Source organism: Moorena producens 3L (assembly GCF_000211815.1).
Classification (GTDB): domain Bacteria; phylum Cyanobacteriota; class Cyanobacteriia; order Cyanobacteriales; family Coleofasciculaceae; genus Moorena; species Moorena producens.
The window spans coordinates 106,239-121,951 of sequence record NZ_GL890942.1; the positions used below are offsets into that span (position 1 = coordinate 106,239).

Annotated in this window: 18 protein-coding genes; 13 read left to right on the top strand and 5 right to left on the bottom strand. The window is 43.5% G+C overall.

What is annotated here, in order from left to right; all coding sequences use genetic code 11:
- Positions 1-92 precede the first annotated feature (92 nt).
- Together proX and LYNGBM3L_RS45995 are read left to right on the top strand one after the other, a co-directional pair.
- Entirely contained in the window at positions 93-1,133 is a 1,041-nt protein-coding gene (gene proX, locus LYNGBM3L_RS21125; protein ID WP_008187666.1) for a glycine betaine/L-proline ABC transporter substrate-binding protein ProX, read from the top strand.
- A gap of 29 nt (positions 1,134-1,162) precedes the next feature.
- Positions 1,163-1,339, top strand: a complete 177-nt coding sequence (locus tag LYNGBM3L_RS45995) for a hypothetical protein (protein WP_154659874.1) — start codon at positions 1,163-1,165, stop codon at positions 1,337-1,339.
- Here LYNGBM3L_RS45995 and proB read toward each other — a convergent pair.
- On the bottom strand, positions 1,275-2,390 hold the full coding sequence (gene proB, locus LYNGBM3L_RS21130; protein ID WP_008187667.1) for a glutamate 5-kinase: 1,116 nt from the start codon (positions 2,388-2,390) through the stop codon (positions 1,275-1,277). The genes LYNGBM3L_RS45995 and proB overlap by 65 nt on opposite strands.
- Before the next feature lie 531 nt (positions 2,391-2,921).
- Between proB and LYNGBM3L_RS21135 the strand changes: the two genes are divergently transcribed.
- Positions 2,922-3,830 carry an MBL fold metallo-hydrolase gene (locus LYNGBM3L_RS21135; RefSeq protein WP_008187668.1) on the top strand — a complete coding sequence of 303 codons (909 nt, stop codon included), beginning with the start codon at positions 2,922-2,924 and terminating at the stop codon, positions 3,828-3,830.
- Between the two features lie 34 nt (positions 3,831-3,864).
- Here the strand turns inward: LYNGBM3L_RS21135 and LYNGBM3L_RS48860 are convergent, their stop codons facing one another.
- Positions 3,865-3,987, bottom strand: a complete 123-nt coding sequence (locus tag LYNGBM3L_RS48860; protein WP_267872071.1) for a hypothetical protein — start codon at positions 3,985-3,987, stop codon at positions 3,865-3,867.
- A gap of 385 nt (positions 3,988-4,372) precedes the next feature.
- A complete protein-coding gene (locus tag LYNGBM3L_RS21145; protein ID WP_044494144.1) occupies positions 4,373-5,203 on the bottom strand; it encodes a hypothetical protein in 831 nt (276 codons plus the stop codon).
- 384 nt (positions 5,204-5,587) lie between these two features.
- Between LYNGBM3L_RS21145 and LYNGBM3L_RS44050 the strand changes: the two genes are divergently transcribed.
- The 4 genes from LYNGBM3L_RS44050 to LYNGBM3L_RS21160 all read left to right on the top strand — a co-directional run bounded on the left by LYNGBM3L_RS44050 (position 5,588) and on the right by LYNGBM3L_RS21160 (position 9,306).
- A complete protein-coding gene (locus tag LYNGBM3L_RS44050) occupies positions 5,588-5,758 on the top strand; it encodes a hypothetical protein (protein ID WP_008187672.1) in 171 nt (56 codons plus the stop codon).
- Between the two features lie 52 nt (positions 5,759-5,810).
- On the top strand, positions 5,811-7,076 hold the full coding sequence (locus LYNGBM3L_RS21150) for an ABC transporter substrate-binding protein (protein WP_008187673.1): 1,266 nt from the start codon (positions 5,811-5,813) through the stop codon (positions 7,074-7,076).
- A gap of 354 nt (positions 7,077-7,430) precedes the next feature.
- Positions 7,431-8,312: a carbohydrate ABC transporter permease gene (locus LYNGBM3L_RS21155; protein WP_008187674.1), complete on the top strand. Its 882-nt coding sequence runs from the start codon at positions 7,431-7,433 to the stop codon at positions 8,310-8,312.
- A gap of 124 nt (positions 8,313-8,436) precedes the next feature.
- Entirely contained in the window at positions 8,437-9,306 is an 870-nt protein-coding gene (locus LYNGBM3L_RS21160; RefSeq protein WP_008187675.1) for a carbohydrate ABC transporter permease, read from the top strand.
- Here LYNGBM3L_RS21160 and LYNGBM3L_RS48865 read toward each other — a convergent pair.
- Complete coding sequence (locus LYNGBM3L_RS48865; RefSeq protein WP_165691807.1) at positions 9,280-9,648, bottom strand: hypothetical protein; 369 nt, start codon at positions 9,646-9,648, stop codon at positions 9,280-9,282. The two genes, LYNGBM3L_RS21160 and LYNGBM3L_RS48865, sit on opposite strands and share 27 nt — an antisense overlap.
- A gap of 2 nt (positions 9,649-9,650) precedes the next feature.
- Here LYNGBM3L_RS48865 and LYNGBM3L_RS21170 point away from each other — a divergent pair, with 2 nt between their 5' ends.
- From LYNGBM3L_RS21170 to LYNGBM3L_RS21190, 6 genes are all read left to right on the top strand, one after another.
- A complete protein-coding gene (locus tag LYNGBM3L_RS21170; protein ID WP_202799230.1) occupies positions 9,651-10,001 on the top strand; it encodes a four helix bundle protein in 351 nt (116 codons plus the stop codon).
- A 142-nt stretch (positions 10,002-10,143) separates the two neighbouring features.
- Positions 10,144-10,314 (top strand): hypothetical protein, encoded by a 171-nt coding sequence (locus tag LYNGBM3L_RS46005; RefSeq protein WP_165691841.1) that lies wholly within the window; start codon positions 10,144-10,146, stop codon positions 10,312-10,314.
- A gap of 43 nt (positions 10,315-10,357) precedes the next feature.
- Positions 10,358-11,440: an ABC transporter ATP-binding protein gene (locus tag LYNGBM3L_RS21175; RefSeq protein ID WP_008187679.1), complete on the top strand. Its 1,083-nt coding sequence runs from the start codon at positions 10,358-10,360 to the stop codon at positions 11,438-11,440.
- Positions 11,441-11,831: 391 nt separating this feature from the next.
- A complete protein-coding gene (locus LYNGBM3L_RS21180) occupies positions 11,832-13,040 on the top strand; it encodes a hypothetical protein (RefSeq protein ID WP_044494152.1) in 1,209 nt (402 codons plus the stop codon).
- Between the two features lie 121 nt (positions 13,041-13,161).
- Complete coding sequence (locus LYNGBM3L_RS21185; protein ID WP_008187681.1) at positions 13,162-14,628, top strand: Dyp-type peroxidase; 1,467 nt, start codon at positions 13,162-13,164, stop codon at positions 14,626-14,628.
- A 202-nt stretch (positions 14,629-14,830) separates the two neighbouring features.
- Complete coding sequence (locus LYNGBM3L_RS21190) at positions 14,831-15,610, top strand: hypothetical protein (RefSeq protein ID WP_008187682.1); 780 nt, start codon at positions 14,831-14,833, stop codon at positions 15,608-15,610.
- Here LYNGBM3L_RS21190 and LYNGBM3L_RS44055 read toward each other — a convergent pair.
- Entirely contained in the window at positions 15,555-15,698 is a 144-nt protein-coding gene (locus LYNGBM3L_RS44055) for a hypothetical protein (RefSeq protein WP_154659875.1), read from the bottom strand. The genes LYNGBM3L_RS21190 and LYNGBM3L_RS44055 overlap by 56 nt on opposite strands.
- Positions 15,699-15,713: the final 15 nt, after the last annotated feature.

Genomic DNA, 15,713 nt, shown 5'->3' on the forward strand with positions numbered 1-15,713 from the left:
ATGATCCGTAGTCGGGATTGCGCCTTACCAGGATTTCAGGCAAAATCTAGCTGTAACATCCCGATAGCACCTGATCAAATAGAATCCAAGAAATGACCATCAGGAAAATCAATCAATTTATTTGTATTATCCTAGCAGCAGCTCTATGCCTCAGTTTAATCGCCTGTGAAGCACAGACCCCAAATGGGAGTCAATCCACAGCAGGTAAAGGAGTCAAGGTCAGTTCTGCATCCTCGGTTTCCACCTATGCCTTATTTGTTTCCGAAATCATCAATATTGGTTTGGAAAAGGTTGGTTATAAACCTGCAGCAATAAAACAACTTAGTATTCCCCTGGCACACATTTCTGTCAGGAATGGCGACGTAGATTTCTACAGTGTTCATTGGCAAAATATACACAAAAAATTCTTTTTAGAAAACGGTGGTGACCAAAAATTAGAAAAGGTGGGAGTAATTATTGCTGATGGTTTGCAAAGCTATCAGATAGATAAAAAAACTGCTGAACAATACAAAATTACTAATTTCGGACAACTAAAAGACCCCAAAATTGCCAAGCTTTTTGACTCTGATGGAGATGGCAAAGCTAACTTAACTGGTTGTAATCCAGGTTGGGGGTGTGAGTTGGTAATTGAACATCAGCTGGATGCTTACAAGTTGCGCGATACCGTTGAACATGACCAAGGCAACTATGATGTTCTCTTGGCCGCCACATTGGGTCGCTATAAACAAGGACAACCTATTTTATTTTATAGCTATAGTCCCCACTGGTCAGTGACAGTATTAAAGCCAGGAGAAGATACCATTAGATTAGAGGTTCCTTTTATTTCACTACCTAAAGAACAGGAAAATATAACCGAAAAAGATACTACTATTAACGGAAAAAATGTGGGTTTTGCTGTGGATAAAGTTCGGGTGATGGCAAACAAGAAATTTTTAGCAGCAAATCCAGCTGCCAAACGCCTGTTTGAGTTGATGACAGTTCCAATTGACGATGTGAATGCTCAACAAAAACTGGTACAAGATGGTGAAAGTAGCCCAAAAGATATTCGCCGCCATGCCGAAGAATGGATAAAGAAAAATCAGCAACTCTTTGATAGTTGGGTAGAATCAGCAAAAAAGGCAGCCACGAATTAAAAATATCCTCAAAACACCGTTATCTAGCGTTGATCAGAGCTATCAGGTATACAGGATTTTTTCCCGATTCCCGATTCCCGATTCCCTACTCCCTACTCCCTACTCCCTACTCCCTACTCCCTACTCCCTACTCCCTACTCCCTAATTCATCAGTACCAAGTTATCCCGATGAACCACAGTTTCTGCCCCCTTGTAACCCAAAATAGTCAGGATTTGTTCGGATTTATGCCCTCGAATCTTATGTAATTCATTACTGTTGTAGTTCACCAGTCCCCTAGCAATTTCCATGCCATTGCTGTCACATAGCTCTACGGCATCTGATGAGCGAAAATCCCCCTCTATGGCAGTAATACCAGCTGCTAATAGAGATTTGCCCCCATCACAAACTGCCTTTAGCGCTCCATTATCAAGATAAAGTTTCCCGGCTGGCACTAAACTGTAAGCAATCCAGTGCTTGCGGGCTTTATTGGTTTGAGCTTGGGGGGCAAACTGGGTGCCCAGGGATTCTCCCTGTAAAATTCTTTCTATGTTATTCGGACGTCGTCCTTCAGTGATTACAGTTCTAACCCCAGCATTGGTAGCAATTCGGGCAGCAGCTACTTTAGTTACCATCCCACCAGTGCCCCAACCAGAGCCTGAGTCATCAGCTTGTACCTCTAGTTCAGTTAACTCCTCAATGCTATTGACTGAAATAATTGGTTCAGCATCCGGTACCTTACGGGGGTCTGCTGAGTAAAGTCTATCCACATCAGTTAGTAAAAACAACCAATCCGATTCAATCAAACTAGCGACTAGGGCGCTAAGGGTATCGTTATCCCCAAATTTAAGTTCATCTACGGCTACCGTATCATTTTCATTCACCACAGGGATCACCCCCAGCTGGAGTAGCTCCCGAAAGGTAGCATAGGCATTGACATAGCAACTACGCTGTACAAAATCTCGGCGGCTGAGGAGAATCTGAGCAATAGGTTGGTTGAGGTTACTAAATAAGTCATCATATATCCGCATCAGCCGTCCTTGACCAACTGCTGCGATCGCTTGTTTGAGAGGGAGTGTATTCGGTCGTGATGTTAAGCCCAGTCGCCCACAGCCAATCCCCACAGCGCCAGATGTAACCAGTACCACTTGATGACCTTCAGAACGGAGCCGACTCAGGGTTTCCACTAGGGCAGCAATAGTGGATAGGGCCAACTGACCTGTTGCTGGTTGGGTTAAACTAGATGTGCCGACTTTGACAACTATCTTTTGATTGGTCATTGGTCATTAATCTGGTTTCTGTTGATCATACCTTCGAGGGGGAATCTATGTCAGGTGTAGTTTTCCTCTGGTACCACTGCCAAGTATGTGATCAAAATCACATACTTGGGTTGTGTAACTTACAAGACATTCAGGTGAATATTGCTAAGCTTTTGGGAATCATAGGAATAAGAAGTACTTGCTATGAGCCATCATAGTTCCAGATTGATGAACTATACTGGTAAACTTGAGCTACTTTGTATAATCGACACACCCTACAACAACAGGGGAATTCAGTCCGCTAATCACCTCTAACCAGTAACATCCAGGTGAGATCGTTGCTAATTATTAGTGTGACTCTTGTGCTAAGGCGTGCTGTGCAATGTGCTTGAATTCTAGCTAGAAAAGCTAAGGGTAAATAGGAATTGGGCCAAGGGTACTTGACTATTCTAGCTTTACCTTTGCCCCTTCCTGGATTACCATACACTGACACCCTCTTCGTCAGAAAACCCTCACTGATGAACTAACTGCAAAAGCCTGCAAGGAAAAATTATGTCTAATACCCACAACTTATTCACTATTCGTTTTTGGGGCGTCAGAGGTAGTATTGCCTGTCCAGGACCAGAAACAGTTCGGTATGGAGGCAACACACCTTGTATAGAGATCCGAGTTGGTCGTGAGCGTCTGATTTTTGATGGTGGCACAGGGTTGCGAGTTTTGGGACAGTCTCTCCTGAAAGAGATGCCCGTAGAAGCTCATCTATTTTTTACCCACTCCCATTGGGACCATATTCAGGGTTTCCCTTTCTTTACCCCTGCCTTTATTAAAAGGAATTGTTTCCATATTTATGGCACCCGCGCCCCTAATGGTGCCACCATCGAGAAACGTCTAACTGATCAGATGACCCACCCAAATTTTCCGGTGCCCTTGCAAATTATGCAATCGAAAAAGAAGTTCTATGACCTTGAGATTGGAGAAACAGTCAATATTGGTGAGATTACGGTAGAAAATGCACCCTTGAACCATCCAGGTGAAGCCGTTGGCTATCGAGTTAACTGGCGAGGCTATTCAGCTGCCTACATCACTGACACAGAACACCTCGAAGAAGGTTTCGATAAAAATGTCCTGCGGCTGGCCCGTAATGCAGACCTGATGATTTATGATGCTGCCTACACTGATCAAGAATACTACTCTGAGATATCGAGCAAAATTGGTTGGGGACATTCCACCTGGCAGGAAGCTATCAAAGTTGCTCGAGCTGCTAATGCTAAAAAATTAGTCATCTTCCATCATGACCCCCTCCATAACGATGATTTCTTGGATCAGCTTGGAGAACAGGCTGTTAAGGAGTTTTCTAATACGATTATGGCGCGGGAAGGTCTGGAAATTGACCTAGTGGAATCCTCTAGGTCACATCTGCTTGAGGTTAAGGATGGGAAAATGCCTCTGAGCAAAGTTTAATCTAGCAATTTTCAAGGTCGTGAGGTACAAAATGCTAGGTTTTAGGGAGCAGGGAGTAGGTTTTAGGGAGCAGGGAACAGGGAACAGGGAACAGGGAACAGGGAACAGGGAACAGAACAGGGAACAGGGAACAGGGAAAAAATCCTGTGTACCTCATAGTTATGAAAAACGCTGTAAGTATGATCAAATTATGATCAACGCTATATCATTCCTAAAAATAAAATTAATTGTTAATTAAAAATTAAAAATTAAAAATTAACAATTAAAACTTAACAATTAACTTTCAGAGGATAACCGATTTTAAAAGTGATTAACTGTACTTAATAATATAACATGCTTCTTATAGTCATAGGCGGTCTTTTTAAAGTAAAGACCGCCTATAAAGTGCTGCTGATAGTTTGTCAGCATTCAGCGGTCAGCGGTCAGCGGTCAGCTTCTTTTATTAAAAAGCTGTTTCCGTAGCTTGGCCAATAGCTGAATGCTGATAGCTGAATGCTGATAGCTGAATGCTGATAGCTGAATGCTGATAGCTTACTTATTATCTAAGCTGCAACTTGAGCTTGATCAGATACTTGGGGTGCTGCTTTTAAAGATGTTTGGAGAGATTCTAGCTGAACCGATAGGTTTTGGATTTGACTTTGGAGTGCTTCAACTAGCACAATTTTTTTCGCCAGAACTTGAGGATTTCTGATGCTTGTGGATTGTTCAGATGCAGAAGAAGTATTCTTGATGCCGTCGCGAATGGGGGAAACTCCCTTTGGCCGACTGCATCCCTTGGTGTAGCCTAAGAACGTTTGAGCAGAGGCAAACTGATAGATTCCAGCTTTTACCTTACTCTGTTGCCATGACATCCCTAGGTTTTCAAGCACTGGTTCCTGGGTAACTATTAACGGTTCCATAACTGTTATCGGTTTCTCCATGACCACGGTCCGAGAAACCTTCTTTGCCATCGGTACGCTGGCAGCAGCAAATTTTACTTCTTCATAAGCAACCACATTATCTAGCTTCTGTTGCTTCTCTGTGTTCAGCTCGGATGTTGAAACTTGTAGTTGTTGAATTAACTTTTCCTTCTCCTGAAGAGCTTGCTCGATAGTGTCTAACTCAGACTCAATGGTAGCTGACTTCCGGGAAGAGTCCTGCCACCCAGCTAAAGTAGCATTAGAGATACCTACTCCCAAACTGATTAACATCGCTAGTCCCAAGTAAGGAGCCGCCGAATCCCTGACTTTACCATGAAAAAATAGTTCATCTTGCATGCGGATGGTGAGGGACTCTTCACCAAATAGGGCTACGGGTAAGGTGAAGACACAAAAGAGTGTAGTTGAAATGAAGACTGGTGCCAAGATTAATTTTTGGATTGTAGATCCGTTCACAATTACTCCCTTAGGATAGCTACTTAAAACTCAATGACTAGTACCGCTTTGTGGCACTTAAAAACGCTGATCATGTCAGCTTTTCGTTTGTTTTGAACGGTAGCTTTATTTCCAGCGTTTTGTCCTAGTTTGAACCTCAGGGGTTTGCGATCGCATTTGCGTTATGTTAGCGATTGGGTATACCTCATGTTTGATTTAAGTCCAATCCTAGGGCAACTCCATAACTTTCCTTAACTTTTAGTTATCGACTGCTCTTGGTGAGATCGGTAGATTATTTGTGTACGGAGCAAAAACAGGAACAATACCGGCTACGGAGCCTGTAACGTTACCTAGCCATTGAGTTCACCACCAGTACTAGAACTTGTTTAAGGTAAGCATTTAATCATGAACCAATCTACAATCGATAAATCTTTCCTGAGACCAATCGTGTTATCTACAATTATCTTTGCTCTTCTGAGCTTGCCCATAGTTATGCTCGGGGCAAAGCCGATCTGTATGAAGTTCCTAGAGAGTCGGATAGTTGATGCTAAACTGATGAATGCTGCGACGCGCTGATTAAGGTTTCACTAAACTGCTTAGACCTTTCGTAATCCTGATTCTTTTGGGAATGCTGGTTGCCAGTGTGCTCCTGTCCCAGTTTTGGGCACTACCAGCACTGACCCAGCCCCCTGTTCAACTCACCCTATTGATGGGAGCGGGGGAATTTGCTTATTGGCAGGAACTACTGGTCAAGAATTTTGAGCTAGAGAATCCAGATATTCAAATCGAACTGATCGAAGGACCATTAAACTCTGACTTAACAGAAGACCTCTATACCTCTGCTTTCATTTTAGGAGACTCACCCTATGACCTGATTAACATGGACGTGATTTGGGCTCCTAAATTTGCGGCTGCAGGGTGGTTACTAGATTTATCGGACCGAGTTAGTAAGGAGTATTTAAACGAATTTCTGGATAAAGCAGTTGATTCAGGACGCTACCAGGGGAAACTATACCGCATACCATTCCGTTCCGATGGTGGTATCCTCTACTATCGTCAGGATTTGCTAGAGCAAGCTGGATTCCAAGAGCCAAAAACCTTTGAGCAGTTGGTCAACATTTCCCAACAATTGCAGGAAAACCATGATCCCAAATGGGGCTATCTTTGGCAAGGTCGTCAATATGAAGGGTTATCAGCCATGTTTGTGGAGATACTTGCAGGCTTTGGTGGTTTCTGGGTTGACCCGGAAACCTTGGAAGTGGGTTTGGATAAACCGGAAGCGATTAAAGCTGTAGAATTTCTGCGCAGCACCATCAAACAAGGGATTTCACCCCCTGGCGTCACTACCTATCAGGAAGAAGAAACACGACTGTTGTTTCAAAATGGGGATGCAGTATTTCTGAGGAATTGGCCCTATGTTTGGTCATTGGCAAATCAAGAGGGTTCAAAGGTCAAAGGCAAGATTGGCATTAGCCCTATGGTTCATGGTCCTGGTGGCAAAGCTGGTGCTTGCTTAGGAGGTTGGGGTTTGGGAATTGCTAAATCTTCCAAACATCCTGAGGAAGCCTGGAGAGCTATTGAGTATTTCACCAGTGACAAAGCCCAGCGTCGGTATACTCTGGAAACTGGCTATCTGCCAACCCGACGGAAGCTGTTTGCAGACCCAGATATTGTTGCTAAGTATCCCCACTATCCAAAATTGCTAGAGGTGTTAGAGGGGGCTGTCTTGCGTCCACCAGTTCCCCAATATTCTCAGGTATCTGATATTTTACAACGGTACCTCAATGCTGTGCTAACTAATCCCAAACTCAGTGCTGAAAAAATGATGAAAGCAGCAGCTGATCAAACCCGTAGGCTGTTGTCGGTAGAATTTAGAATGAAGAATGAAGAATGAAGAATGAAGAATGAAGAATGAAGAATGAAGAAGGAAGAATGAAGAATGTAGAATGTAGAATGTAGAAGGAAGAATGTAGAAGGAAGAATGTAGAAGGAAGAATGTAGAATGTAGAATGTAGAATGTAGAATGTAGAAGGCAGAAGGCAGAAGGCAGAAGGCAGAAGGCAGAAGGCAGAAGGCAGAAGGCAGAAGGCAGAAGGCAGAAGGCAGAAGGCAGAAGGCAGAATGTATAATTCTAAATTCTAAATTCTAAATTCTAAATTCTAAATTCTAAATTCTAAATTCTAAATTCTAAATTCTAAATTCTAAATTCTAAATTCTAAATTCTAAATTCTAAATTCTAAATTGTTGAATGAAAACTGATCCGATAGCAGCACAGGAGCAAAGGACAGGGTGGTTGTTGGTAACACCAGCATTGTTACTACTGCTGCTAGTCTATGGCTATCCTATTTTGCGTTCGTTCTGGTTAAGTTTGTTCACTAAGAACCTAGGGACACAGCTACAACCGGTCTTTTCTGGTCTCAATAATTATGGGCGAATGATGGGGGATGGTCGCTTCTGGCAGAGTCTCTGGAATACTGTGATTTTTACCTCAGTATCTGTTGCTCTGGAACTGGTGTTAGGAATTGCGATCGCATTAATTTTAAATCAAACCTTTAAAGGAAGGGGTATTGTGCGCACCATCGCTATCCTGCCTTGGGCCTTGCCAACTGCTTTGATCGGTCTAGTATGGGCTTGGATGTTTAATGACCAGTTTGGGGTTTGGAATGATATCTTACTGCGTCTAGGTATTATTCAAGACGGAATCAACTGGCTAGGATACCCTACAACAGCGATGATGGCAGTGATTGCCGCAGACGTTTGGAAAACTACACCCTTCATCAGCATTTTGCTCCTAGCTGGCTTGCAGTCTATTCCCCAAGACCTATACGAAGCCCATGCCCTAGACGGTGCTACCCCCTGGCAAAGTTTCAAGCAAATTACTCTACCGCTATTGACGCCCCAAATCCTAATTTCCCTACTGTTCCGCTTTGCCCAAGCTTTCGGAGTCTTCGACCTGATCAAAGTGATGACTGGAGGTGGTCCGGGAGGAGCTACAGAAGTTGTATCTCTCTACATCTATACCACTGTCATGGATTATCTAGACTTTGGTTATGGTGCTGCCCTTGTGGTAGTAACCTTTTTGATACTGGTAACCACGGTGGTAATTATAGCCCTAGGCTCACGCAACTAATGACTATTCTGCCTCAGGAGTTACGCAAAGCCCCCTAAATCCCCCAATTCTGGGGGACTTTGACATCATTCCCCCCCAAATTGGGTGGTTAGGGGGGCAAAACCAACTCAACTTCGTAAGTCCTATGCCTAACTCATCATCCCCTCAACCGAAAACAAAACAAATTAACATTATCAAACTAATTATCCTGCCCCTAGGAATCATCTTATTGATAATTTTCTGCCTAGCACCACTCCTTTGGCAATTCCTCACTTCCATCAAAGTCAACCAAGATATCTCTTCCCTTCCCAATATTTATTTCCCTAAGCGGTATACACTTGACCACTATATAAACTTATTTACCCTGCGCCCCCTAGTCCACTATATTTTCAACAGCACCTTTGTATCAATTACTTCCACACTATTGTGTTTAGGGATAGGAACTCCCGCTGCTTACGCCTTAGCACGGTTAACCCTAAGGGGAGAAAAAATCATCATTGCTGGGATTATCATTATCACATTATTTCCCTTTATTTTGATATTCCTAGGACTCCTGGAACTTATCAAAATTATTAAACTAGGGAATAATTATCTAAGCCTGATTATTTCCTATACAGCTATCAACCTTCCTCTCACCCTATTAGTGATGCGCAGCTTTTTTCAACAGCTACCGCCAGAGCTAGAAGATGCTGCTAAAGTCGATGGCTATAGCACCTGGCAAATGCTAATCGAAATTCTATTACCTCTAACCGTTCCAGCTTTAGTAACAACAGGAATACTTACCTTTATTTTTGCTTGGAATGAATTTATTTTAGCCCTCACTTTCATTAGCCAAGAATCTATGAAAACCCTGCCCGTTGCTGCGGCTCAGTTAAGTGGTTCTCTGGGAAAAGAGATTCCCTACGGTTCCATTGCGGCTATGACAGTTATAGGAACATTTCCCCTAGTGGTATTAGTAATGTTTTTCCAAGGTAAAATTGTCCAAGGTTTAACATCGGGAGCAGTTAAGGGTTGACTCTTTGGGGGTTGAAGGTTTGGAGGGTTGAAGGTTGGAGGTTGGAGGTTGGAGGTTTGGAGGGTTGGAGGGTTGGAGGGTTGGAGGGTTGAAGGTTGAAGGTTGAAGGTTGAAGGTTGGAGGTTGGAGGGTTGGAGGTTGGAGGGTTGGAGGGTTGGAGGGTTGGAGGGTTGGAGGGTTGGAGGGTTGGAGGGTTGGAGGTTGTTCGGCCTTGGCGTTCTTTGTAGGGAAGGTTTTAAGATTGAATTTTTTAAGATTGAATCTTTTGAGTTTGGAAGAGTATGGGAACGATAAAACGATTTGAAGAAATTCAGGGATGGCAGACAGCACGGGAGTTGACAAGGTTGGTTTACGCACTTTCAAAGGAGGGAGCGTTTTCCCGTGATTTTGGTTTGTGCAACCAGATGCGTCGTGCAGCGGTTTCTATCATGTCAAATATTGCTGAGGGCTTTGAGAGTCGGACACAACGTCTTTTTATTGAGTTTTTAGGTCGAGCTAGAGGCTCTGCGGGTGAATTACGTTCTCAAGCCTATGTTGCTCTTGATGCTGGTTACATTCATCAATCTCAGTTTACACAACTATTTGATCTATGCCAGAAGTGCAGCCGACAAATTACAGGATTCATGGCATATCTGAAAACCTACCCTGATCAAAACCGACTCCGCGAGGATGAAGGAGATTATCGTATTGATTGACAGTTTTGAAACTTGACTTCCCTCAGATCGTTTCTGTTTGCATCTGAATTGTAAACATTGATGGGTAGATGGAAGGAGAGTATAATTTTCCCGCGAATTTTGCCTAATTGCAAAAGCCATCTAGCGCGGTCTTGGGGAGGCAGTGCCCTATTGGGGAAGTAATGCGATCGCGTTCGCACACAGCTCCAAAATCATCAGCGACTGTATCAAGACAGTGATATCCACGCTCAACTTTTCACCTAAAAACCTTCAACCAAATAACCTTCAACCAAATAACCTTCAACCAAATAACCTTCAACCTTCAACCAAATAACCTTCAACCAAATAACCTCCAAACCTCCAAACCTCCAGATAGTATGCCTAAACTAGAACTACATAATATTAATAAAATCTACAAGACTAACAAGGGTAACGTCATCCCAGTTAACGACATTAGCTTAGAAGTGGATGAAGGAGAATTTCTGACCCTACTTGGGCCATCGGGATGTGGTAAATCTACGATGCTGCGACTAATTGCTGGGTTAGAGCAACCCACCCATGGCAAAGTAGTTATCAATGGACGGGATGTTACTCATGTTAGACCAGGCGATCGCAATATCGCTATGGTTTTCCAAAGCTATGCTCTCTATCCTCATATGACCGTATATGACAATATGGCCGCTAGTCTGAAACTCCATAAAGTCCCTTCTGACCAAATTCGGAGCCTGGTGCAGGAAGTAGCTGGTAAACTGGGACTGGAAAATTTGATGGAGCGTAAGCCTAGTCAGCTATCTGGTGGTCAGCGCCAGCGGGTTGCTCTGGGCAGGGCATTGGTGCGGCAACCGGCTGTGTTTTTGTTAGACGAACCTCTGAGTAACTTGGATGCTTTGCTGCGAGAGCAAGTTAGGGCGGATTTGAAGCAGCTATTTGTTGCTCAAAAGGCACCAGTGGTTTATGTTACTCATGACCAAACCGAAGCGATGACCCTCTCAACCAAGATTGCGGTGTTATCTGAGGGTAAGCTGCAACAGCTAGATACACCCCAGGGCATTTACAAGCAGCCAGCAAATCAGTTTGTGGCTAGTTTTGTCGGTTCTCCCCAAATGAACTTACTGACACTTCACTGTCAGGGGAATTATGCCATCTTGGGTGAGGTCAAAATTCCTTTGCCAAATTTGCCTAAAGTGCCGCCACAGATTGTCCTAGGTATCCGCCCAGAAGATGTGGCCTTAGCTCAACCAGAGGATAAATATAGGATTGAGGGTCGCATCTACCTCGTGGAAAATCTAGGCATGCATAATTTAATTAGTGTTCGGGTGAAGGGGTCAGACTCTCTCAGTATCCGAGGGTTATTACCTAATAATTTAACTTGGGAAACCGAAGAAGTGACCCTGGCTATATCACCCCAGTTGATTCACTGGTTTGATAGTGAAACATGCGTTCGCTTAGGGTCTCTTTAGAGCATCCAGTAGCGGCTCTTTGAGAGCATTGGATTTTCCACAAACTTTACCCACTATAGCAGAAACAATCAACTAAACATATTAAGAAATATGTAGAAAATGGAGCCCTAGCAAGGAGAGGGCAGGGACCAGAGCACAGTAATGTAAACAATAATGTAAACAATGTTTATATTTTGACAGTGAAAACTAATTTTGATAAAATAAATAGGGTATAATTAATGATGATTGTCATCAAGTTACAGTCACACCAACCCGTCAATGCTCTATAGTCTAAAGCTACATAGGGTTAAACGCGATCGCTAAACCGTAAACTAAACCGTAAACTAAACCGTAAACTAAACCATAAACTTAGTTTCGCCAAAACCCCATTATTAATTAAATGGAGGGCAAAATGTCCCCAAACCCCCTGACTGTTATTGTCAAGATAAAGCCTGGAGAAGAGGCAGAACTAAAATCAATTCTCGAAGCAATTGACTCGGATCCAGAAAATAATCCCTATGTTCGCTTTCCTGAGAGCCGTAACACCCACTTGGCGCGTTTTGCCATCCTCAATGATCCTGATAATGGACCGCGCTTGCTCTTTTCGAGCAATTATGATGGTGACTTAGATAGCTACCTAAATGAAATAATTCAGATATCACCAGGAATGGATAGCCTATGGGAAAAATGCCAAGGCTATACCGGCAAGCCACAATTCTCTGAATTTATTAACGAACACTCCTATCAGCCCGAAGCCTTCTACATCGCCTTCCGTAACGAAACAGTCGAAAGCCTCAAGAACTACATCGCAATTCGGAAACATATTGAAAATTTCTTAGATCTTAAGGATGTCGCTAACTACCTAGATTGTTCAGGAGTAAAGCCATTTTTAGATAAAGTTGCCCAGGTTTCTCAAACTAATACCTGGTGGGAAGTTGTGGGATTGAATGGATTAAAGATATTGAGAGGATTGGTAGCTCTGGTTCAAGGGATATTGAACCTAATTCGCGAAATCCTCTTGGTTATAATAAATTTTCTGGCTAGCATACTGGGCAAACCGGAAAATAGAAGTGAAATTGGACAATATACTAGTGTAAAAGCTGATCTCGCTCAAAGTCAGCTTCTGGCCAACGCAGAAGATCGTTTTGTCCAGAACTCAATGAATCACCTTGTAGACATTAAGCCTGAGCGAATCAAGCGTCTGAAGATAGTATTGTTTCTTGTTAATTGGGCTGGACAATATCTATTTCCCCCGGCATCCCTAGCTAATATCACTACAATTCATTTTGCCCGTTGGCTGATTATTGATGAAGGGAAACGTTTACTATTTTTAAGTAATTATGATGGCTCCTGGGATAATTATCTGAATGATTTTGTTGATCGAGCCAGCGACGGATTAAACTCCATTTGGAACAACACAATGACTTATCCAGAGGGAGGCGCTCAGGATATCGGGGCGTTCAAACAATATTTCCGAGATTACCAAACCCCATCCCTATTCTACTACAGTGCCTATCCTGAGCAAACTGTCCAAACTAGTTTGAGAGACCAACAAATTAGCAAAATGATCGGGACAAATTTTGATCGAGCTGCGATTGAGGAATGGTTAAAACTGCTCTAACGGTTTGTTGATAACGGTTTCTTGAAACAGCTACTGAATAGAATAATTAATCGTCAGCTGGATGCAGCGATAACTCAGAGATAACTCTGTAACTCTAAACCCAGAAACGAGGGAAGTGACCATGTCAGAATTAACGCCAGAAGCACGGGAAGATATTCAGGGAATTATATTGAGTGGTTATGGGCATCTGCGCTATGCCTTATATTTATTTGTTCAAATCAAGAACCCTAAACAAGCTCAGGCATGGTTAAACACTATTATCCCGGAAATCACCACAGGTAAATTGTGGCCAAAACGACCAGATGGAACCACGGAAAAACCTGAATCTACCTTGAACATTGCCTTTACCCACAAAGGATTGCAGGCTCTTAACCTACCACAGCACACTCTCGAAACCTTTTCCAGGGAATTAATAGAAGGGATAGCCACTTCAAAACGTTCTCGTATATTAGGAGATACGGCAGAAAGTGCTCCAGATAAATGGGATGTCGGTGGCTCAAATAATGAAGAGATTCATATGCTGTTGGTCCTTTATGGATTAGACCCCGAAAGCCTCGCCCAGCGGCGCAACCAATTGCTTCAAGATCAAGAAGATAATCTAGTGGTTGTGGCAGAAGAGCCTGGGTTTAGAGGTACTAGTAATAAGGAGCATTTTGGCTTTAACGACAGTATTTCCCAGCCGATCATTGAGGGGACTCGAAACAACCAAAACCCTAATCAAGATGTGGTTAGGACTGGGGAGTTTATCCTGGGCTATCCCAATCAATACGATTTCTTGCCTGCTACCCCATCTGTGCCAGTAGACCAGGATAGTGATAATATCTTGCCCAGTTTTCCAGGTACAGAGCTGTCAGAGTTCAAAGATTTCGGGCGTCATGGAACTTACCTGGTATACCGGAAGCTAGCTCAGGATGTAGCTGGCTTTTGGCAATATATTGCCCAACAAGGACATGATGGCGAGGGTTGTCCCCATGCTCCAACTATGAGCTTGCTTGCAGCTAAGTTAGTAGGACGTTGGCCCAGTGGTACGCCCCTAGTGCTTGCCCCAGACCAGGATAACCCAGAGATTCAGGACAAGAATCAGTTCAAGTACTTACCAGAAGATAAGGAGGGTTATCGTTGTCCTATCGGTGCTCACATCCGTCGTAGCAACCCCAGAGATTCCTTTCTAGATGCCACCCCAGAGAATTCCTTCAAACTATCCAATCGGCATCGGATTATTCGACGGGGAGCCCTTTACGGAGAACCTCTATTCCCCATCGATGATATCGAAAACGGTCAGTTGCCTGTGGATATCGAGGATGATGGCAAGCCCCGAGGACTGCATTTCTTCAGTATTAATGCTAATATTAGGCGTCAATTTGAGTTTCTTCAGGAAACTTGGTGTAACAATCCTCGATTTAACCGTTTATATGGTAACAAAGACCCGATCATCGGAGATAATGACGGTTCTGGTCATATGACCATTCAGCGTTCACTGATTCGTAAACGAATTAATAACCTACCTCGATTTGTAACCGTCAAGGGGGGTGGATACTTTTTTATGCCAAGTATCACCGCCATGCAATTTATGGTTAATTTTGCCTGAGTTGTCAAATTCCAGACCTGTTAAAAACGCTATATAGTGCTTTCTAGCGTAATCAGGTACATAGGATTTTTTACCTATTGCCTATTGCTAGCATGCCTATTGCCTCTTTCCCCTTGCCTATTCTCTGTTCCCTGTTCCCTGTTCCCTGTTCCCTGTTCCCTAAAATCACAAAATTGAAAACCACTATAGTGCATCACAAGTTATGATTCCATTTGCTCTAACCTTTGCAGCAGTTTTTTCTCTGGGAGCTGGGTTGATCTCCCTGTTAACCGTAATGCCTCAGCTCGGTAAGCTAGGCAAGACTATCTCTGAGTCCTTTACCCAAGCCCCTGGGCTGGATTTGATCTTATCAGTGATCGTGTGGATTCCCTGGCTGATCAGTGGACTACTTGTAGGCTGGGTGGGGGTTTTGGCTGCCCTAGTGGGTCAAATATTAGCGCTACAGTTGTGGATTGTTGCTCATGAATTAGTCCATTCTGAGGCAGTACAAGGACCGAGAATTGTTAGCTACCTCAATCAGCGGTTTGGCTGGTGGCGAAACCACTTGGCATTATGGGTGACAGCTGTCGTTCTGCCAGTGTTTTTTTTGATTCGCCTTGCTCAAATAGTCTTGTATCCATTCCTAATCTGGTTACTCGGCTTCCCAACTTACAAGCACAGTGAATGGGTCAATGTCAGTCGCCAGAAGTTTGAAGGCTTAGTTGGTCATGATCTAATTTGGTGCCTGTACTGTGACTGGATGACTGGGGTTTATTCCCTTGGTGCTGAAATGTTGAGGAATGTCGAATCTTTCTGGTGTCCGATCCGCTTTTACAATGACAAAAAATGCGAGAACTGTCGGCTCGATTTCCCAGATATCGATGGCGGTTGGGTTGCCAAAGACAGCACCATGGCAGACGTTGTACAAACAATAGAAGACAATATGCCTAGCGATCGCCAATGGACATGGTTTGGTCACCCAGATCGAGGGAATAGGGAGTAGGGAGTAGGCAAAAGGCAAGAGGCAAAAGGCAAGAGGCAAAAGGCAAGAGGCAAGAGGCAAAAGGCAAGAGGCAAGAGGCAAAAGGCAAGAGGCAAGAGGCAAA